Raw genomic sequence first — 19714 nt, 5'->3', positions numbered from 1 at the left:
ACCCCCGACCCCCGCCCAGCTTCCGCCCGGCCCCCCACCTCCACCCGAATTTCGACCGGCTTTCGACCGGATTCCACTCACCTCCCGACCGACCCCCACCGTCCGACCCGTCGAACCCCCGCCCCAATTCCCGCGCCCCCCATTGACGGACTCACAGCCCCCACATACGTTCCTCCGTCGAAGCGCTTCGACGTCACGCATCGAAACGATTCGACGGACGTTGCGTGACAACCAGATCTGCCCCAATCCCCATCCGACTCCTTGGAGGCTCGGGATGTTGACGGCACGAAGGCGTGTGATGGCCGCGGCGGCGGTGGTGATGAGCGGAGCTCTGCTGCTGTCCGCCTGCGGGGACTCGGACAGTGGGTCCGGCGACGGCAAGACGCTGAAGCTGTGGCACTACGAAGGGCCCGACAGCGCGATGGGCGTGGCCTGGAACGAGGCCATCAAGGAGTTCGAGGCCAAGCACCCAGGTGTGAAGGTGAAGTTCGAGGAGAAGGGCTTCGAGCAGATCCAGAAGACGGCGCCCATGATCCTCAACTCCTCGGACGCGCCCGACATCATGGAGTACAACAAGGGCAACGCGACCGCGGGCCAGCTCTCCAAACAGGGTCTGCTCACCGATCTGAGCGCCGAGGCGACCAAGCGCGGCTGGGACAAGAAGCTCAGCGCGGGTGTGCGCACGACCAGCATGTACGACACCAACGGCGTCATGGGCACCGGCAAGTGGTACGGCGTGCCCAACTACGCCGAGTACACGATGGCCTTCTACAACAAGGACCTCTTCAAGAAGTACGGGATCGCCGAGCCGAAGACGTTCGACGAACTGACCTCGGCCATGGACAAGTTCGTCGCCAAGGGCGTCACCCCGCTCGCCAACGCCGGCGCCGAGTACATGGCGCAGCAGTACCTCTACCAGCTCGCCCTCTCCAAGGCCGACCGCTCGTGGGTCGACAAGTACGAGCTGTACAAGGGCAAGAACGACTTCCACGACGCGGCCTGGACCTACGCGGCGACCACCTTCGCCGACTGGGTGAAGAAGGGCTACATCAGCAAGAAGTCCACCAGCACCAAGGCCGAGGACGCGGGCGTGTCCTGGATCCAGGGCAAGGCGCCGATCCTGTTCTCCGGCAGCTGGTGGTACGGCCGCTTCCAGTCGGAGGCCAAGTTCGACTGGGACTCCTCCCTGTGGCCCGGCTCGAACCTCACCCTCGGCTCCGGCGGCAACCTGTGGGTGGTCCCCAAGAACGCCAAGAACAAGGACCTCGCCTACGACTTCATCGACATCACCATGTCGAAGAAGATCCAGAACCTGCTCGGCAACAAGGGCGGCGTCCCGGTCGCCGCCGACACGAGCGCCATCACTGACCCGAAGTCCAAGCAGCTCATCTCCAACTTCAACACCCTCAGCCAGAAGGACGGCCTGGCCTTCTACCCGGACTGGCCGGTCACCGGCTTCTACGACGTCCTCGTCACCGAGACGCAGAAGCTGATGACGGGCAACGAGAAACCGGACGGCTACCTCAGCGCCCTCCAGCAGGCGTACGACAAGGGCGCGCCGAAGCAATGACGGTCACCGTCGAACGGGGTGCGCGGGCCGTCGGCAAGCAGCAGCACGCCGGCCCGCGCCGCCCCCGTACCCGCGATTCGTACGCCCTCTTCCTGCTCCCCGGGTTCCTCGCCTTCATGGCGATCATCGTCGTGCCGTTCCTGATGAACACCGGCGTGAGCTTCACCGAGTGGCAGGGCATCGGCAGCCCCAAGTGGACCGGGCTCGCCAACTACCGCGAGCTGATGGACGACTCCGAGTTCTGGGCGTCCTTCCGGCACAGCCTGTTCATGGTCGTCGCCATGGCGGCCGTACCGACGATGATCGGTCTCGTGCTGGCCGCCGCGCTGTTCGACTACGTCGGCAAGCACTTCGGGTCGAGGTGGGCCGCGGTCCTGCGTGCCTGCTTCTACCTTCCGCAGGTGCTGCCGATCGCGGTCGCCGGAATCGTGTGGAGCTGGATCCTCGCCCCCGACAACGGCTCCCTCAACGAGCTGCTGAAGGCGATCGGTCTGTCCTCCTGGCAGCAGGACTGGCTCGGCGACCCCGACATCGCGCTGTACAGCGTGATGGGCGTGATGGTGTGGGTGCAGCTCGGCTTCCCGCTGGTCATCTTCATGGCGGGGCTGCAGCGCGTCGACCCGCAGCTGTACGAGGCGGCCGAGCTGGACGGCGCCGGGTGGTGGCGGCGCTTCTGGCACATCACGCTGCCGCAGATCCGGCCGGAGATCTACGTCGTCCTGACCTGGTGCACGATCGCCGCGCTCAAGGTGTTCGGCGCGGTGTACGTGCTGACCAAGGGCGGCCCGGGCGGCGCGACGGATGTGCCCTCGTACTTCTCCTTCTCCACCTTCTTCGAGAAGACGCAGGTCGGCTACGGTGCCGCGATCTCCACGATCCTCACCGTGATCATCCTGGCGCTCTCCCTGATCGGCCTGAAACTCCAGACCCGTGCCGAGGACGCCGAGGAAGGGGTCCGGACATGAGCACCGCCCTACGCCGATACCCGGTGCTGATCGCCCTGTGCATCGGCGCCCTGTTCATGGTCATTCCGTTCCTGATCGTGGCGGTCAACGCGGTCAAGTCACCGAGCGAGTACTCCCAGAACGGCCCGCTCAGCCTCCCCAAGGGCCTTTACCTGGACGGTCTCAAGGACTTCTGGGAGCGCGTCGACTTCGGCCAGAAGCTGGTCAACTCGGTGCTGATCAGCGGGTCCGTGGCGGTCCTCGCGGTGGTCCTGTCGGTGCTGAACGCGTACGCGATCGGGATAGGGCGGATCAAGGGCCGCACCTGGGTCCTGGCCTTCTTCGTCCTCGCCAACATGCTGCCGCAGGAGGCGCTGGTCTACCCGATCTACTACCTGAGCAAGCAGGTCGGCCTGTACGACACCAGGCTGAGCGTGATCATCGTCTTCACGGTGGTCCAGGCGGCCTTCGGCACCTATCTGCTCTCGTCGGTCCTCGGGCAGTTCCCGCGCGAGATCATCGAGGCCGCCCGGATCGACGGGGCGAACAAGTGGCAGGTGCTGTGGCGGGTCGTCGTCCCCGTCAGCCGGCCCACCATCGGCGTCCTCCTGGTCTTCTTCTTCATCTGGACCTGGAACGAATTCCTGCTCCCTCTGGTCATGTTGATCTCCAACGACAACCAGACGGTGTCGGTGGCGCTCGGTGTCCTGCAGGGCCAGCGCCTGATGGACGCCACGATGACGAACGCCGCCGCCCTGCTCGGTGTGCTCCCCGCCATCGTCTTCTTCCTTGTCTTCCAGCGGACCCTCACCCGCGGCATCGCCGTCGGTGCTGTCAAGTAAGGACCCCCCACGTGAAGTTCACCGACGGCTACTGGCTGCTGCGCGAGGGCGTCACCGCCGCCCATCCGGTCGAGGTCCTCGACGTGACCGCCGGGCCGGGCACCCTGGAGATCCATGCGCCGACCCAGCCGATCCGCCACCGCGGCGACCTGCTGAAGGGACCGGTCGTGACGATCAGCGCCCACGCCCCCATGCCCGACGTCATCGGCGTCACGTTCACCCACTTCCAGGGCGAGCAGCCGCGCGGGCCCCGGTTCGAGGTGCAGACAACGGAGTTCGCCGCCCAGACGTCGTACGACGACGAACACGCCACCCTGACCGCCGGCGCGCTGTCGATCAAGGTGGCCCGCACCAGCCCCTGGCACGTGGACTTCCTCGCGCACGGCCGGACCCTCACCAGCAGCGGCCCCAAGGGCATGGGCATCATGCGGGAGGCCACCGGCGCCCACTACCTGCGCGAGCAGCTCGACCTCACCGTCGGCACCTCCGTCTACGGACTCGGCGAACGCTTCGGCCCTCTGGTCAAGAACGGCCAGGTGGTGGACATGTGGAACGCCGACGGCGGCACGGCCACCGAGCAGGCGTACAAGAACGTGCCGTTCTACCTGACGGACGCGGGCTACGGCGTCTTCGTCGACCACCCCGGGCGGGTCTCCTTCGAGGTGGGCTCGGAGGCGGTGTCCCGGGTCCAGTTCAGCGCCGAGACACAGCAGTTGACGTACTACGTCATCTACGGGCCGACACCGAAGGACATCCTGCGCAAGTACACGGCCCTCACCGGCCGCCCGGCGCTCCCGCCCGCCTGGTCGTTCGGGCTGTGGCTGTCCACCTCCTTCACCACCTCCTACGACGAGACCACCGTCACCTCCTTCATCGACGGCATGAAGGAGCGCGAACTGCCGCTCTCCGTCTTCCACTTCGACTGCTTCTGGATGCGCGAGTTCAACTGGTGCGACTTCCAGTGGGATCCGAGGGTCTTCCCCGACCCGGAGGGGATGCTCGCCCGGCTGAAGGACAAGGGGCTGCGGATCTCCGTCTGGATCAACCCCTACATCGCGCAGCGCTCGCCGCTCTTCGCGGAGGGCAAGGCACTCGGGCACCTCCTCAAGAAGCCCGACGGCGGTGTCTGGCAGTGGGACCTGTGGCAACCGGGCATGGCGCTGGTCGACTTCACCAGCCCGGCCGCCCGCGACTGGTACGCCTCGAAGCTGGAGGCGCTGCTCGCGCAGGGCGTCGACTGCTTCAAGACCGACTTCGGCGAGCGGGTGCCGGTGGACGTGGCGTACGCCGACGGCGCCGACCCCGAGCGGATGCACAACTACTACTCGTACCTCTACAACCGCACCGTCTTCGACGTGCTGCGCAAGCACCGCGGCGAGCAGGAGGCCGTCGTCTTCGCACGCTCCGCGACCGCGGGGAGCCAGAAGTTCCCGGTGCACTGGGGCGGCGACTGCGAGGCCACGTACGAGTCGATGGCGGAGTCGCTGCGCGGCGGACTGAGCCTCGGGATGTCGGGGTTCGGGTTCTGGAGCCATGACATCGGCGGCTTCGAGGGGACACCGACGCCCGCGCTGTTCAAGCGGTGGATCGCGTTCGGGCTGCTGTCCTCGCACAGCCGGCTGCACGGATCGTCGTCGTACCGCGTGCCGTGGCAGTTCGACGAGGAGGCCGTCGACGTACTGCGCCTGTTCACCCGGCTGAAGCTGCGGCTCATGCCCTATCTGTACGAGGCCGCGCGCACCGCCCACACGGACGGCGTGCCGGTGATGCGGGCGATGCCGCTGGAGTTCCCTGACGACCCCGGGTGCGCGCACCTGGAGCGGCAGTACATGCTCGGCCCCGACCTCCTCGTCGCGCCCGTCTTCAGCGACGAGGGCGACGTCTCGTACTACGTGCCCGAGGGCACTTGGACCCACTTCCTCAGCGGGCAGCCGGTCACCGGGCCGCGCTGGGTGCGCGAGCGGCACGGCTTCTCGAGCGTGCCGCTCCTGGTCCGGCCGGGCACGGTGCTCCCGGTGGGCGCCGTCGACGACCGGCCCGACTACCCGTACGCCGACGGGGTCACCCTGCGCGCATACGGCCTGGAGCGCGGCGCGCAGGTCACGGTGCCCGTGGGCGAGGTCACCTTCACCGTCGTCCGCGAGGGCGACACGCTGCGGGCGTCCTCCTCCGACCCCTCGGCGCCGTGGGCACTGGCGGCCGGGGAACGGGTCGCGCACGCGAAGGCGGGGACGGGCTTCCTCTCCCTGGAACTGGGCTGACGGCGGAAGCGGGGCTGGGCTGATGGTGAAGATCACTGATGTGGCACGGCACGCCGGGGTGTCCCCCAGCACCGTGTCGTACGCGCTCAGCGGCAAACGCCCGATCTCCGAGGAGACCCGGCAGCGCATCGAGGCATCCATCCGGGAGCTGGGCTACCGGCCGCACGCCGGTGCGCGCGCCCTCGCCAGCAGCCGCTCCAACGTGCTGGCGCTGGTGATCCCCTTACGGACGGGCATCCATGTGCCGGTGGTGATGCAGTTCGCCGTGTCGGTGGTGACCGCCGCGCGCGGGCACGACCACGACGTGCTGCTGCTCACGCAGGAGGAGGGCGACGAGGGGCTGCGGCGGGTCGCCGACACGGCACTCGTGGACGCGCTGATCGTGATGGACGTCCAACTCCACGATCCACGCATCCCGTTGCTGCGCACCCTCGACCTGCCGTCCGTGATGATCGGCTTTCCCGCCGGGCCCGAGGGGCTGACCTGCATCGACCTCGACTTCAAGGCGGCGGGCGAGGCGTGCGTCGAACATCTGGCGCGGCTCGGCCACCGGGTGGTCGCGCTGGTCGGGTCGCCGCCGGAGGTGTATGTGCGGGAGACCGCGTTCGCTCAGCGGGTGGTCCAGGGGTTCACCGCCGCCGCCGACCGCAGCGGCCTCGCCTCCTCCGTCCACCCGTGCGAGGCGGGGCCGGCCGCCGCCCGGCTGGTCGCCGAGCAACTGCTGCGCGAGCAGCCCGCGTTGACCGGTGTGGTGGTGCACAACGAGCCGCTCCTGGAGCCGCTGATCGACGCCTTCGAGCAGCTCGGGCTGCGCGTTCCCGGCGATCTGTCCGTCACCGCCATCTGCCCGGACGAGACCGCCGAGGCCATCCGTGTGCCCGTCACCTCGGTCGCCATACCGTCCGCCGAGATCGGCACGCGGGCGGTGGAGCTGCTGATGAAGAAGCTGGGCGGCGCGACCGTACCCGAGGCCACGCTGCTGCCGCCCCGGCTGACGGAGCGCGCAAGCACGGCGCCGCGCAACGCGCCCTGAGTCCCTGTTGTCGATGTTGTCGATGTTGTCGATGTTGTCGATGTTCGACGCCGTTGTGCAAGGCCCTACTTGAAGGAGCCGTGACATGAAAGGCACCAGAAGCGGACGCGGCACGAGAAGAAGACGCAGAACCACTCTTCTCCTGGCCCTGTCCCTGATCGCGAGTCTCGCCGCGGCCGTGCCCGCCTCGGCCGACGACCCCGCATACCCCTTCCGCGACCCGCACCTCACCGTCGACCAGCGCGTCGACGACCTCCTCGGCCGCCTCACCCTCGACGAGAAGATCTCCCTGCTCCACCAGATGGAGCCCGCGATCCCGCGCCTCGGCATCCAGGCGTTCCGCACCGGCACCGAGGCCCTGCACGGCGTGGCCTGGCTCGGTAGGACCACGGTGTTCCCGCAGGCCGTCGGGCTGGCCTCGACCTGGGACCCGAAGCTGATGGAGCAGGTCGGCTCGGCGGTCGGCGACGAGGCGCGCGGCTTCCAGCAGGAGCGCCCCGCCGGCTGGGGCCTCAACCTGTGGGCGCCCGTGGCGAACCTGCTGCGCGACCCGCGCTGGGGACGCAACGAGGAGGGCTACTCCGAGGACCCGTACCTGACGGGCTCGATCTCGACGGCGTACGGCGCGGGCCTGACCGGCGGCGACCCGAACCATCTGAAGACGGCGCCGACCATCAAGCACTACCTCGCCAACAACAACGAGGTGCACCGCGCGACCACATCCTCGGACCTGCGCCCGCGGGTGCAGCACGAGTACGACGAGGCGGCGTTCAAGCCCGCGATCGAGGCGGACGCCGTCACGGGCGTCATGGCCTCCTACAATCTGGTCAACGGCCGTCCCAACACGGTGAATTCGGATCTGAACGACGTGGTGCGCGGCTGGACCGACAAGGACCTGCTGAACGTCACCGACGCCTTCGCGCCCAACAACCTGCTGCCCGGCACGCAGAACTACTACGACACGCTCCCCGAGGCCGACGCGGCCGCGCTGAAGGCGGGCATCGACAGCTACACCACGGACGACGCCAACCCGGCGCCGACCACAGCGGCCATCAAGTCCGCTCTGGACAAGGGGCTGTTGAAGGAGTCGGACGTCGACACGGCGGTCTCCCACATCCTCGCCGTCCGCGTGCGGCTCGGCGAATTCGACCCGGGCGGCGGCAAGTACGGGTCCATCGACGCGTCCGTCATCAACAGTCCGGCCCACCAGAAGCTGGCGCGCAAGGCCGCGACGGAGGCGGCGGTACTGCTGAAGAACGACAAGGCGCTCCCGCTGAAGACGTCCGCGAAGAACGTCGCCGTCGTCGGCCCGCTCGCCGACACCCTCTACACCGACTGGTACTCGGGCACGCTGCCCTACGCCGTTACCCCCAAGGCCGGCATCGCCGCCAAGCTCGGCACGTCCGTCGCGAGCAGCGAGGCCGTCGACCGCATCGCGCTGAAGAACACCGCGACCGGCAAGTACGTCACCGCGGGCACCGGGGACTCCGGGGCCACGCTGAAGGAGACCGCGGCCACCGACACGACCGCCCAGTTCGACACGTTCGACTGGGGCGCGGGCATCGTCACCCTGCGCTCGGCCGCCAACGGCAAGTACGTCGGCTACAACTGGTCGAACTTCGTCAACGACCAGGCGCAGCCGAACGGTTGGTTCGTGCAGCAGCAGTTCAAGCTGGAGCGCCAGGACGACGGCACGTACCTGCTGCGGTACGCCGGATACGAGACCGGCGAGTCCTGGTGGTCGAACCCGGTCTACCTCGGCCCGACCGGCGCCGACGGCACCCTCGGCCTGGTCGCCAAGGAGCAGGCCGCGCGCTACACGAAGGACGTCGTCCGCAGCGGACTCGACGACGCCGTGGCCGCCGTCAAGGGCAAGGACACCGCCGTGGTGGTGGTCGGCTCGATGCCGTCGATCAACGGGCGCGAGGACCACGACCGCACGGACATGGGGCTGGCCGGAAGCCAGGAAGCGCTGGTCAAGGCGGTGAAGGCGGCCAACCCGCACACCGTCGTGGTCGTCGAGAACAGCTACCCGACCACGTTGGGGGCCTTGCAGAAGGAAGTCCCCGCCCTCCTGTGGACGACCCACGCGGGCCAGGAGACCGGCAACGCCCTCGCCGACCTCCTCTACGGCGACGCGAACCCGTCCGGCCATCTCACCCAGACCTGGTACGAGTCGCAGGACGACCTTCCGTCGATCCTCGACTACGACATCATCAAGTCCGACCGCACGTACCAGTACTTCAAGGGCCGGGCGCTCTACCCGTTCGGCTACGGCCTGTCGTACACCTCCTTCCGGTACGGCTCGTTGAAGCGCGTCACCGGCGGCTACGAGGTCGCTGTCACCAACACCGGCAAGCGCTCCGGCGACGAGATCGTGCAGCTCTACACCCATCAGCGGGTCTCCCGGGACAAGCAGCCCCTGAAGCAGCTGAAGGCGTTCCAGCGGGTCTCGCTCAAGCCGGGCGAGACGCGGACGGTCAAGCTGAAGCTGGGCACGAAGGACCTGGCGCACTGGGACGTCACCCGCTCCAAGTGGGTGGTGGAGAGCGGCACCTACGACATCGCCGTCGGCGCCTCCTCTACCGACGTCCGCTCCCGTACGTCCCTGAAGGTGGACGGCGAGAGGATCCCGGCGCGGGACCTCGCGAAGGTGACGCGCGCCGAGAACTTCGACGACTACAGCGGCGTACGGCTGGTCGACGAGTCGAAGGTGCGCGGGACTGCGGTGGGTTCCGCCTCCGACGGGGCCTGGCTCAAGTTCTCCGGCGCGCAACTCGGCTCGGGAGCCGCGAAGTTGACCGCGCGGCTGGCGGGTGCGGCCGGCACGGTCGAGGTGCGGCTCGGGTCGCCCACCGGCACCCTCGTCGCCACGGCGCGCTTCGACGGAACGGCGTCGCCGTACACGTACGACACGGTGACGGCGGGCCTGTCGCCGGGTGCGGCGAAGGGCCGCCAGGACGTGTATCTGGTGCTGAGTGGAGGCCTGCGCCTGGCGACCTTCGCGTTGCGCTGAGCGGTCCTGTGGCGCAGGCCTGCCCGGCTCAGCTCAGCACTGGGCGGGCTTGCGCCACGAGCACTCGACGTCACCGCGCGCCTCGGCGCCCCTCGCCGTCCTCGGCAGCGTCGCCACCGCCGCGTCCTCGGTGGACTTGGCGAGCGTGACGACGATGGCGTCCTCCAGCGGTTTCACGGAGGAGACGAGGAAGTTGTTGAGGACAATGCTGTAGACGAGCTCGCGCCCGCCCGCGTCCGTCACGTATCCGGAGAGCGCCGAGGCCCCCGTCAACGATCCCGTTTTTCCACGGGCGTTGAGCGCGGCGGGCGTGCCGCACATCCGGGACCGCAGCGTGCCGCCCACGAACCGCTGCGGATCGCAGGCCACCGGCAGCGACCGGTACCAGTCCGCGTACCAGGGCTCCGAGCGCACCGCGAGCAGCAGCTTGGCGAGTTGCCCGGCGGGGAAGTTGTCCATCCGCGACAGCCCGGACCCGTCGACCTGGCGCACCTTGCCCGGATCGGCGCCGACGCCCTTGAGATAGCCGCTGATCGCGGCGAGCCCGGCACTCCAACTGCCCTCTCCGACGGTCTTGTAGCCCATGGCCTTGGTGAGGATCTCGGCGTGCATGTTGTTCGACAGCTTCATGAACGGGATGAGCAGGTCGCGCAGTTGCATGGAGTCGTGGGTGGCGAGTGTCGTCGCGTCCTTCGGGGTGGCCCGGCCGAGCCGGGTGGGCCCGGCGACCTTCACCCCGTGGGCGGCGAGCGCGTCCCGGAAGACTGCGGCGGCGTACCCGGTGGGCTCCCACACGGTCACCCACTCCTTGGCGCCCGAGCCACCGACGGGTGTCGTCCCGCTCACGACGACGGTGTTGGTGCCGTGCTCCCGCTCGACGGTGAGGTCGTTCGCGCCGCCCGCGGCGACGGTGGTGGCCCGCATGTCGACATGGACGTAGCCGGTTCTCGGGGTGACGGTGACGGCCGGTGCGTCCCCGGCCTCGGCACCGGGCGTGACCTGCACGATCACGGTTCCGGTGTCGTAGTCCGTGTCGGGCGCCACGCTCAGCGCACTGATCTGCGCCGAGTAGTACGAGGACTCGTCGTCGGCGGCCCACGACCGCCCGAGCCGCTGCCGGTCGAACCGGGTGTCGTCGGCGAGAAGCCGCCCGCTCACCCGGGTGACCCCGGACTCGGCGATTTTCGCGGCGAGTTGGTCGTAGTCGCTCGCGAGGAGGGTGGGGTCGCCGGTCCCCCGCAGGTACAGATCGCCGTGCAGGACGGAGCCGTGCCGGGTCCCGTTCGTCAGGACGTCGGTCGTGAACCGGTAGTCGGGGCCGAGGAGTTGCATCGCCGCGGTGGAGGTGGCCAGCTTGGTGTTGGAGGCGGGCATGAGCCGGGAGGTCGGCTGGTGCGCGTACAGCACCTCACCGCCGGCGGCGTCGGCGACGACCACGCTCGCGGCGCCGCCCTCCATGCGGGCGTCCCCGAGGATGGTGTCGATGGCCTCCGGCAGTCCGCTGCGGTCGGAGTCCGCGCCGGCCGGTCCGCTCCAGCTGAGCGTGGCCGCCACCAACGCCAAGGTGGCGGCCCAACTCCAGTGACTCATACGGGAATTGACACGTTTCGCGGATGTGCTCACGGGTCTCTTCATGCCTCACGAGCATCCCCGAAGACGCGGCTCCCGGACAGTACGCCTACCCGCTTGCCGTCAGCCGAGCCCCCACGCATGGCCCATCCGGTAGGCCGCGCACAGATTCACGTCCAGGATGTAGGCGCCGGCGCTCCCGCACTGCTCGCTGCCGCTCCCCGGGTCGACGGGCTGGCCGTGGCCCATCCCGGTGATGCTGTACGTCTCCACGACCGCGTTGCCGCCGCCGTCCCGGAAGACCTGGTGCGGGTATCCGCCCACGGTGTCGCTGACGTCCGCCGTCCGGTCGGCGCCGTGGACATCGGTCCACTGCTTCATCAGGTCGGTCATGTTGACGGGCTTCACGGTGTAGTCGGCGGTGCCCTGGAAGACGGTCAGGGTCGGCCAGGGCCCCGTGTATCCGGGTCGCGCGGCCCGCACCCGGTCGCCCCACTGCTTCGCGGTCTGCGTGGCGCCGACGTACATGCAGACGTACGGCGACCCCGCGGCCTGCGCGCAGCCGTACGGCAGCCCGGCGACGACACCGCCCGCGGCGAACTTCTCCGGGTACGCCGCCATCATCACGGCGGCCATCCCGCCCCCGGCGGACAGTCCGGTGACGTACACGCGCGAGGCGTCGCCGGAGACGTCGGCGAGCTGCCGGTCCACCATCTGTGCGGTGCTGGCGGCCTCGCCCTGACCGCGCTCGATGTCACCGCTCTGGAACCAGTCGAAGCAGGACGAGGCGTTGTTGGAGGTCGCCTGCTGCGGCAGCACCACGGAGAAGCCCCACCGGTCGGCGAGCTGGGTCCATCCGCTGCCGGTGCCGTACCCGGCAGCGTTCTGCGTGCACCCGTGCAGCGCGACGACGACGGGCCGCCCGGCGGGCAGTCCGTCGGGCACGTACCGGTACATCTTCAGCGCTCCGGGATTCGACCCGAAGCCGGTGACTTCCTGGACGGAGGCGGCGGACGCCCGCCCCGGTGGGAGGACTAGGGACAGCAGGGCGGCCAGGACGGCCACCAGCACAAGACGGGGTGTTGCGGCTCTGGTCTGGGTCATGGTGAGGGACCGTAGAACCGTGAACGACCCCCTCGATATGGGTCAGGACACCACAACAGGGCGCCCCGGGCTGGTGGTCGAACCCATCAGCTCAGCCCACGACAAAGGCCCCGCTGCCTGGGCAGCGGGGCCTTCGCCTCACATGGGATGAGTGGAGATGGCGGGAATCGAACCCGCGTCCAACGGTGCAAAAACAGGGCTTCTCCGTGTGCAGTTCGCTGCGATTTTCTCAGCCCCGGCGATCACGCGAACAAGTCGCCGACGGGCTCAGTCACTGTTTGATTTCCTTCTAGGTCCCGTGACCGGGCTTAGAAGTTTAGATCCCTTGATGATGCCAGGATCCGGGTCGGGATCACCCCCGGGCTGACACTTCGCAAGTCGCTACTTAGGCAGCGAGGGCGAAGGAATCGCGCTTGGTGTTGGCGATTATTGGTTGCGACATATGGTTAACGAGATCATTGCCGCTTCCTCGACACGCTTCCCCTGCTTCGACATCCGCTGTCGAAACCGATCATCCCCATGTTGATTTTTCAAAGTGGGCCAAGATCCACCGTGAGTCGAAGCCCTCAGTGGCCGATATCCCCGGCCCGTGCCCCGTCACCTGCGGGACTGTTCCATCGTACGGGAACAACGCGGGCCGATGCCAGCGCATTCCCATGAGCTCGGGCAGAGGCTAGTGCTCCTGCGCCCGCTGCCGGCGCTTCGCCGCCGCGATGGCGCGGTCGGACTCCCGGCGGTCCTGGTGCTCACGCAGCGTCTGCCGCTTGTCGTACTCCTTCTTGCCTCGTGCCAGGGCGATCTCGGCCTTGGCACGGCCGTCCCTGAAGTACACGGCGAGCGGGATGATCGTGTGCCCCGTCTCCTGGGCCTTGGACTCCAGCTTGTCGATCTCCTCGCGGTGCAGCAGCAGCTTGCGCTTGCGGCGCACGGAGTGGTTGGTCCAGGTGCCCTGGCTGTACTCGGGGATGTGGGCGTTGTGCAGCCACGCCTCGTTCCCGTCGATCTGGACGAAGCCGTCGACCAGCGAGGCGCGGCCCTGGCGCAGCGACTTCACCTCGGTGCCGGTCAGGACGATGCCCGCCTCGAAGGTGTCGATGATCGCGTAGTCGTGGCGCGCCTTCTTGTTCTGCGCGACGATCTTCTTCTTGCCGCCCCGCTCGCCGTCCTTGCCCTTGGCGGCCGCGCCCTGCTTACCCTGCTGCTTCTGCTGGGACTCTTTCGGTACGTACATGCCCTTGTTCATAGTGCGGCCATTTTCGCACTACGAGGGGTCCCCGAGGCCACCCAATACCGTCTCGGCCCGCTGCAGCGCGCCTTCGTCGGCGTCCAGGTCGGGGGTGATGCCGCGGCCGTCGACGCCGCGGCCCGAGGGGGTGCGGTAGTGGCCGACGGTCAGCTCGGCTACGGAGCCGTCGGGCAGCCGGCTCGGCATCTGGACCGAGCCCTTGCCGAAGGTCCTGGATCCCACGACGACGGCGCGTCCGCGATCCTGGAGGGCGCCTGTGAGGAGCTCGGCCGCGCTCATCGTGCCGCCGTCGACCAGCGCGACCAGGGGTCTGGTGGTGTCACCGCCGGCATCGGCGTGCAGGGCGCGCTGCCTGCCGTTGACGTCGTACGTGGCGACGAGGCCGCCGTCGAGGAAGGCGGAGGCGGCGGTGACGGCCTCGGTGACCAGGCCGCCGGAGTTGCCGCGCAGGTCGAGGACGATGCCCGCGTCGGACGGTGCGTGCCGTACGACGGCGCGCACGACGTCGCCGGAGCCCTTGGTGAAGGCTGCGATCTTGATCACGGTGACACCGTCGGCGGCCTTCTGCACGGTCACCGAGTCCGTGGACAGGAGGGCCCGGTGCAGTGTCAGGTTCCACGCGCGCGTGCCGCGCTCCAGTCCGAGTCGGACGGCGGTGCCTGCGGCCGCGTCGTCGGCGTCACCGCGCAGTAAGGAGACGACGTCCGTGACGGGCCGGCCGTCGACGTCGGCGCCGTCCACGCTGTGCAGCCGGTCGCCCTTGCGGATCCCGGCAGAGGCCGCGGGGGACCCGGTCTGCACGCGGGTCACCTCGATCCGTCCGTCGCGCTCACGCCGGGCCCACAGCCCGACGCCCGTGTACTGGCCGTCGAGGGCTTCCTCGAACTCCTCGTACTCCCCCTGGGAGTAGACGGCGCCCCAGCGGTCGCCACTGCGGCTGACGGCGCGCTCGGCGGCCTCCATGGGCGACTTGCCGTCGGCCATGGCCCGCTCCGCGGCCTCGGTGACGCTCTCGTGCGGGGTGGCGGGGGCGGCCGAACGGGCCGCGGCGGGAGTGGATTTCCGGCCGGGGTCGGGGAACGAGCCGGTCGCGGCACCGGCCACGAGCACGCTCGCGAAGACCAATGTCAGGGTGGCCCCGCGGCCGATGCGGCGGGGCTGACAGAACAGGTCGCGACCTGACATGCCGGTGAGTCTAGGACAACGAAGGGCGCCGCACGGTCGGTTGGACCGTACGGCGCCCCTCGGCGCACGGGAGCCTCGTCACACCTTCAGGTACTTGCGCAACGCGAAGAACGCGGCGAGCGCGGGCATCAGCAGACTCGTGGCGAGGATGAGCGGGAGCTTCGTGAGGACGGCGTCCCAGCCGATGAAGTTGATCAGATTCAGCTTCTCGGACAGGGCCAGCCCGTGGTCGATGATGAAGTAGCGCGCGATCAGCAGGAAACCGCAGGCGACACCACCGCCGATGAGCCCCGCGACCGCGGCCTCCATGATGAACGGCGCCTGGATGTAGAAGCCGGAGGCGCCGACGAGCCGCATGATCCCGGTTTCCCGCCGACGGCTGAACGCCGAGACGCGCACGGTGTTGACGATCAGCATCAGCGCCACGACGAGCATCAGCGCCATCACCGCCCGCGCCGCCCAGTTCATGCCGTTGAGCAGCCCGAAGAGGTTGTCCAGGATGCCCTTCTGGTCCTGCACGGACTGCACGCCGTCACGCCCGTCGAAGGCGGTCGCGATGACCTGGTACTTCTCCGGGTCCTTCAGCTTGATGCGGTACGACTCCTGCATCTGGTCCGGCGTGAGGGAGCTGGCCAGCGGGGAGTCGCCGAACTGCTCCTTGTAGTGCTTGTACGCCTGGTCGGCCGACTCGTAGGAGACCCTCTCGACCACGGACAGCTTGCCGAGCTCGGACTTGATCTGCTCCTTCTGCTGGGTGGTGACCGCCCCCTTGGCGCAGTTGGGGTCGGACTCCGCGTCGCTCTTGTTGCAGAGGAAGATCGAGACGTTGACCTTGTCGTACCAGTAGCCCTTCATCGTGTTCACCTGGTCACTCATCAGGAGCGACCCGCCGAACAGGGCGAGGGAGAGGGCGACCGAGACGATGACCGCGAAGGTCATCGTGAGATTGCGGCGGAGACCGACACCGATCTCCGACAGAACGAACTGGGCGCGCATGGCGTCTGCTAAGCCTTTCCGTGGACCGTCGTCAGTGCTGGTAGCCGTAGACGCCGCGTGCCTGGTCGCGGACGAGACGGCCCTTCTCCAGCTCGATGACGCGCTTGCGCATCTGGTCCACGATGTTCTGGTCGTGGGTCGCCATCACCACGGTCGTGCCCGTCCGGTTGATCCGGTCGAGCAGCTTCATGATGCCGACGGAGGTCTGCGGGTCGAGGTTGCCGGTGGGCTCGTCCGCGATCAGCAGCTTGGGCCGGTTGACGAAGGCCCGCGCGATGGCGACGCGCTGCTGCTCACCGCCGGACAGCTCGCCGGGCATCCGGTCCTCCTTGCCGCCGAGCCCGACGAGGTCGAGCACCTGCGGCACGGACTTGCGGATCTCGCCCTTCGACTTGCCGATGACCTCCTGCGCGAAGGCCACGTTCTCGGCGACCGTCTTGTTGGGCAGCAGGCGGAAGTCCTGGAAGACGGTCCCCAGCTGGCGGCGCATCTGCGGCACCTTCCAGTTGGAGAGGCGTGCGAGGTCCTTGCCCAGGATGTGCACCTGACCGTGACTGGCCCGCTCCTCGCGGAGGACCAGCCGCAGGAAGGTGGACTTTCCGGAGCCCGAGGACCCCACGAGGAACACGAACTCGCCCTTCTCGACCTCCAGGGAGACATCCCTGAGGGCGGGGCGGGTCTGCTTGGGGTAGACCTTGGAGACGTTGTCGAATCGGATCACGGATGCACCACGGGTCGCCGGGGGTAGATGAGCGTGACCATACGCGAACCGGGTGCACGGCCGCAGTCGGCGTACGGGGTTGCGCGAGGCTTGCGCGTTTTGTCACGGATCTGAAGGCCCGCCGGGAGACTCCAGGACACTTCGGAGTGCCGTTTTCGGCCTTGACAGCACCCGGACGGGGCAGGATAAGGCGAGCCGCGCCGAATTCCGCGGAACCTGGCACAGTGGAGGGGGAACGGTTGCGTTCCCCGCAGCGTTAAGAGGGCGGAGACGGCGCAAGGAGGGCAAGCGCATGACGTACGACCGATTGGTGTGCGCGAACTGCGCAGCGCCCGTCAGTGAGGGCCGCTGCCCCGTGTGCCGCGCGAACCGGGAGCGGCTGCAGCAGGAGAGCCCCTTCGCGGGGCTGAACCCGATGGCGCTGATCGCGCTGCTCGCCGTACTGATCGCAGCTGTGGCGCTGCTGGCGCACCAGACGGCGTAGGACGGGCCCGAAGAGCCGCAGGACGCGGGAGCGGCCGCAGCTCTCAGGCACATCAGAACCCACGAGCAAGGGCCCGGAGCACCGCTCCGGACCCTTCTCACGTACTTCTGCGGCCACGACCTACGGGCCGTTACCGCTCGTTACTGTCTGCTGCTGCCTCAGGCGGCAGCGCCGCCGCGGCCGCCCGCGAGGCGGGGCAGCAGACGGAAGCCGATACCGCCGGCGATCATCGTGGCCGCACCGATCAGCAGGAACGCGGTCTGGCCGGCACCCGTCTCGGCGAGCTCACCGTCGCTCTTGCCCTGGGCGGAGGTGTCGGAGCTGTCCGAACCGGTGTCGGTCAGGGCCGAGCTGCCCTCCTCCTGGGCGGAGGTGTCGGAGCCGCCGTCGGGGTCGGTGTTGCTGTTCCCGCCGCCACCGTTGCCGGTGCCCGGGTCGGAGGGGTCCGACGAGGGCGCGGGGTCGGAGGGGGCCGGGTCGCTCGGAGCCGGGTCGGAAGGCGCCGGGTCACTCGGAGCCGGGTCCGACGGGGCGGGGTCGGAGGGCGCCGGGTCGCTCGGGGCCGGGTCGGACGGAGCGGGGTCCGACGGGGCCGGGTCGGAGGGGGCGGGGTCGGTCGGGAGGCCCGTGTCGGACGGCGCCGGGGTCGTCGGGGCGTCGACGTCGACATCCACGCCGACACCGGTCTCGTCGGCGTTCGCGCCGACGCTCACGCCGCCGACCTGCACATCGAGGTCGAGGGCCGAAGCGGCACCGGCAGCGGTCAGCGAAGCACCGGCGGCGATCACCGCACCGGCAGCTATCCGCGCCACACGGATCCGCGTCTTCTTGGTCATCTGGCTGCTACCCCCAGTAGCTAATCGTCAATGGAGCAGCGCTCGGGGCCACGGCGTCACAGGCGGCTTCACTCAAGCCTCCCGGTTCACATGCGCCCCGGAGATACGCATGCCAACCGTCACCCTTCCCAGTTTTCACAGCAACGTCAAGGTCGTTGCGTACGCGATGTCCAGATCAACATCATTTGACCGCCATCAAGACATGTGACTGTGACGTAAAACCCAGACATCCCCGCACACAAAAGGCAACTGCCGCCCGGTGGACGGCAGTTGCCTTGTCGACAAAGAGGCGTTTACGCCCGGCCTTACTTCTCCTGCTGCTTGCGCCAGCGAATTCCGGCCTCGAGGAATCCGTCGATCTCACCGTTGAACACGGACTCCGGGTTGCCGACTTCGTGCTCGGTCCGCAGGTCCTTGACCATCTGGTACGGGTGCAGCACGTACGAACGCATCTGGTTGCCCCAGGAGCTGCCGCCGTCCTTGAGGGCGTCCATCTTGGCCCGCTCCTCCTGACGCTGCCGCTCAAGCAGCTTCGCCTGCAGAACGTTCATGGCGCTGGCCTTGTTCTGGATCTGCGAGCGCTCGTTCTGGCAGGAGACGACGATGCCGGTCGGAAGGTGAGTGAGGCGCACAGCGGAGTCCGTCGTGTTGACGCCCTGGCCACCGGGCCCGGACGACCGATACACATCCACCCGCAGCTCGGACTCGTCGATCTCGATGTGGTCGGTCTGCTCGACGACGGGCAGGATCTCGACACCGGCGAACGAGGTCTGTCGACGCCCCTGGTTGTCGAAGGGCGAGATGCGCACCAGCCGGTGCGTGCCCTGCTCCACGGACAGCGTGCCGTACGCGTACGGGGAGTGCACGGCGAAGGTGGTCGACTTGATGCCGGCCTCTTCCGCGTACGACGTCTCGTACAGCTCCGTCTTGTAGCCGTGCCGCTCCGCCCAGCGCAGGTACATGCGCTGGAGCTTCTCGGCGAAGTCGGAGGCGTCGACGCCGCCGGCCTCGGCGCGGATGGTGACGACGGCTTCACGGGAGTCGTACTCCCCGGAGAGCAGCGTGCGGACTTCCATCTCGTCCAGCGCCTTCTTCACGGACGTGAGTTCGGACTCGGCCTCGGCGCGGGTGTCCGGGTCGTCCTCCTCCTCGGCCATCTCGAAGAGCACCCCGAGATCGTCGATACGACCACGCAGCGCCTCGGCCTTCCTGACCTCCGCCTGGAGGTGGCTGAGCTTGCTGGTGATCTTCTGCGCCTCGTCCGGGTCGTCCCACAGGGACGGCGCGGCCGCCTGCTCCTCGAGCACGGCGATGTCTGCCCTCAGCTTGTCGAGGTCCAGGACGGCCTCGATCGACTCCATGGTCGAGGAGAGGGACTTGAGCTCTTCGGATACATCGACGACTGCCACGCCTCCAGCGTAACGGCAACGGCAACCGAGCCTCGCCCCTCGCCCCCACGGGACCGGGGCACACGTACAGCCCCCGGTCACCCGGGGTGGGTGGGCAAACCCCGGGCACCCCTTGCTTCCTTCGCACCCGGTGCTGGTGCCGGCCAGGGGTGGGTCACGCAGCCCGCCGTTCACGGGGCGCCGCTGCGCCCACCCGTGCCGCCCCTGGCGGCACGATTGCCCGCAGTGACGAGGCTTCGCCGTCCCCCGGCGTCACACGCACCCGCCGCTGCTGGGTGGGCAGCTGCCTCTAGCTGCACGCGCGCCCGCAGTGACGCGGCTTCGCCGACCACCCACGGCACACGCACCCCCGCTGCTGGGTGTGCAGCCGCACCCCCACGTACCCGCGGCCGGGTACGTACGGAAGGGTCCGTGCCGGTACGTCTCTGCCCGTCGCGTAGCCGGCCCCCAGCCAAGCTCCGCCATGCTCGACCCCCGGGCAGTACGCCCACGCGGCGA

The 19714-nt window shown here is 68.7% G+C and carries 15 protein-coding genes and 1 other RNA gene; 7 read left to right on the top strand and 9 right to left on the bottom strand.

The window, feature by feature from the left end; translation table 11 throughout:
- The first annotated feature begins 274 nt into the window (after positions 1–274).
- The 6 genes from ACN6LB_RS39965 to ACN6LB_RS39940 all read left to right on the top strand — a co-directional run bounded on the left by ACN6LB_RS39965 (position 275) and on the right by ACN6LB_RS39940 (position 9666).
- Complete coding sequence (locus ACN6LB_RS39965) at positions 275–1570, top strand: ABC transporter substrate-binding protein (RefSeq protein WP_445030153.1); 1296 nt, start codon at positions 275–277, stop codon at positions 1568–1570.
- A complete protein-coding gene (locus ACN6LB_RS39960) occupies positions 1567–2535 on the top strand; it encodes a carbohydrate ABC transporter permease (protein ID WP_356140996.1) in 969 nt (322 codons plus the stop codon). The genes ACN6LB_RS39965 and ACN6LB_RS39960 overlap by 4 nt, the downstream gene beginning before the upstream one ends.
- Positions 2532–3356: a carbohydrate ABC transporter permease gene (locus ACN6LB_RS39955; protein WP_445030152.1), complete on the top strand. Its 825-nt coding sequence runs from the start codon at positions 2532–2534 to the stop codon at positions 3354–3356. Before ACN6LB_RS39960 ends, ACN6LB_RS39955 begins: the two co-directional genes overlap by 4 nt.
- 11 nt (positions 3357–3367) lie before the next feature.
- Positions 3368–5617, top strand: coding sequence for an alpha-xylosidase (yicI, locus tag ACN6LB_RS39950; protein ID WP_445030151.1), 2250 nt, complete (start codon positions 3368–3370; stop codon positions 5615–5617).
- Between the two features lie 22 nt (positions 5618–5639).
- Complete coding sequence (locus tag ACN6LB_RS39945) at positions 5640–6650, top strand: LacI family DNA-binding transcriptional regulator (protein ID WP_356140990.1); 1011 nt, start codon at positions 5640–5642, stop codon at positions 6648–6650.
- 85 nt (positions 6651–6735) lie between these two features.
- Entirely contained in the window at positions 6736–9666 is a 2931-nt protein-coding gene (locus ACN6LB_RS39940) for a glycoside hydrolase family 3 C-terminal domain-containing protein (RefSeq protein WP_445030150.1), read from the top strand.
- Positions 9667–9699: 33 nt separating this feature from the next.
- Here ACN6LB_RS39940 and dacB read toward each other — a convergent pair whose 3' ends face one another.
- From dacB to ftsE, 7 genes are all read right to left on the bottom strand, one after another.
- Entirely contained in the window at positions 9700–11256 is a 1557-nt protein-coding gene (gene dacB, locus ACN6LB_RS39935) for a D-alanyl-D-alanine carboxypeptidase/D-alanyl-D-alanine endopeptidase (RefSeq protein WP_445030149.1), read from the bottom strand.
- Positions 11257–11358: 102 nt separating this feature from the next.
- Positions 11359–12339, bottom strand: coding sequence for an extracellular catalytic domain type 1 short-chain-length polyhydroxyalkanoate depolymerase (locus tag ACN6LB_RS39930; protein WP_445030148.1), 981 nt, complete (start codon positions 12337–12339; stop codon positions 11359–11361).
- 149 nt (positions 12340–12488) lie between these two features.
- Positions 12489–12858, bottom strand: a transfer-messenger RNA (tmRNA) gene (gene ssrA / locus ACN6LB_RS39925).
- Positions 12859–13012: 154 nt separating this feature from the next.
- On the bottom strand, positions 13013–13570 hold the full coding sequence (gene smpB / locus ACN6LB_RS39920) for an SsrA-binding protein SmpB (protein ID WP_356140981.1): 558 nt from the start codon (positions 13568–13570) through the stop codon (positions 13013–13015).
- 30 nt (positions 13571–13600) lie between these two features.
- Complete coding sequence (locus ACN6LB_RS39915; RefSeq protein WP_356140979.1) at positions 13601–14770, bottom strand: S41 family peptidase; 1170 nt, start codon at positions 14768–14770, stop codon at positions 13601–13603.
- 78 nt (positions 14771–14848) lie between these two features.
- On the bottom strand, positions 14849–15766 hold the full coding sequence (gene ftsX / locus ACN6LB_RS39910) for a permease-like cell division protein FtsX (protein WP_356140977.1): 918 nt from the start codon (positions 15764–15766) through the stop codon (positions 14849–14851).
- A gap of 31 nt (positions 15767–15797) precedes the next feature.
- Positions 15798–16487 (bottom strand): cell division ATP-binding protein FtsE, encoded by a 690-nt coding sequence (ftsE, locus tag ACN6LB_RS39905; RefSeq protein ID WP_356140975.1) that lies wholly within the window; start codon positions 16485–16487, stop codon positions 15798–15800.
- Between the two features lie 292 nt (positions 16488–16779).
- Here ftsE and ACN6LB_RS39900 point away from each other — a divergent pair, with 292 nt between their 5' ends.
- Positions 16780–16971, top strand: a complete 192-nt coding sequence (locus ACN6LB_RS39900; protein ID WP_356140973.1) for a hypothetical protein — start codon at positions 16780–16782, stop codon at positions 16969–16971.
- Between the two features lie 158 nt (positions 16972–17129).
- Here the strand turns inward: ACN6LB_RS39900 and ACN6LB_RS39895 are convergent, their stop codons facing one another.
- Both ACN6LB_RS39895 and prfB read right to left on the bottom strand, forming a co-directional pair.
- The gene (locus ACN6LB_RS39895) at positions 17130–17807 is read right to left on the bottom strand and encodes a hypothetical protein (protein ID WP_445030147.1); all 678 of its coding nucleotides are present in this window, start codon (positions 17805–17807) and stop codon (positions 17130–17132) included.
- A gap of 305 nt (positions 17808–18112) precedes the next feature.
- Positions 18113–19216 carry a peptide chain release factor 2 gene (prfB, locus tag ACN6LB_RS39890; RefSeq protein WP_445030146.1) on the bottom strand — a complete coding sequence of 368 codons (1104 nt, stop codon included), beginning with the start codon at positions 19214–19216 and terminating at the stop codon, positions 18113–18115.
- Positions 19217–19714: the final 498 nt, after the last annotated feature.

This window comes from Streptomyces sp. SAS_270, from assembly GCF_052543295.1.
The sequence above is the reverse complement of the archived record's forward strand: the minus strand, read 5'-3'. Positions and strand labels throughout refer to the sequence as shown.

What these genes read in the sequence shown, in the direction of transcription:
- ACN6LB_RS39965 (WP_445030153.1), top strand. Translation starts at nt 275, where the DNA reads ATGTTGACGGCACGAAGGCGTGTGATGGCCGCGGCGGCGGTGGTGATG.
- ACN6LB_RS39960 (WP_356140996.1), top strand. Translation starts at nt 1,567, where the DNA reads ATGACGGTCACCGTCGAACGGGGTGCGCGGGCCGTCGGCAAGCAGCAG.
- ACN6LB_RS39955 (WP_445030152.1), top strand. Translation starts at nt 2,532, where the DNA reads ATGAGCACCGCCCTACGCCGATACCCGGTGCTGATCGCCCTGTGCATC.
- ACN6LB_RS39945 (WP_356140990.1), top strand. Translation starts at nt 5,640, where the DNA reads ATGGTGAAGATCACTGATGTGGCACGGCACGCCGGGGTGTCCCCCAGC.
- ACN6LB_RS39940 (WP_445030150.1), top strand. Translation starts at nt 6,736, where the DNA reads ATGAAAGGCACCAGAAGCGGACGCGGCACGAGAAGAAGACGCAGAACC.
- dacB (WP_445030149.1), bottom strand. Translation starts at nt 11,256, where the DNA reads ATGAGTCACTGGAGTTGGGCCGCCACCTTGGCGTTGGTGGCGGCCACG.
- ACN6LB_RS39930 (WP_445030148.1), bottom strand. Translation starts at nt 12,339, where the DNA reads ATGACCCAGACCAGAGCCGCAACACCCCGTCTTGTGCTGGTGGCCGTC.
- smpB (WP_356140981.1), bottom strand. Translation starts at nt 13,570, where the DNA reads ATGTACGTACCGAAAGAGTCCCAGCAGAAGCAGCAGGGTAAGCAGGGC.
- ACN6LB_RS39915 (WP_356140979.1), bottom strand. Translation starts at nt 14,770, where the DNA reads ATGTCAGGTCGCGACCTGTTCTGTCAGCCCCGCCGCATCGGCCGCGGG.
- ftsX (WP_356140977.1), bottom strand. Translation starts at nt 15,766, where the DNA reads ATGCGCGCCCAGTTCGTTCTGTCGGAGATCGGTGTCGGTCTCCGCCGC.
- ACN6LB_RS39900 (WP_356140973.1), top strand. Translation starts at nt 16,780, where the DNA reads ATGACGTACGACCGATTGGTGTGCGCGAACTGCGCAGCGCCCGTCAGT.
- ACN6LB_RS39895 (WP_445030147.1), bottom strand. Translation starts at nt 17,807, where the DNA reads ATGACCAAGAAGACGCGGATCCGTGTGGCGCGGATAGCTGCCGGTGCG.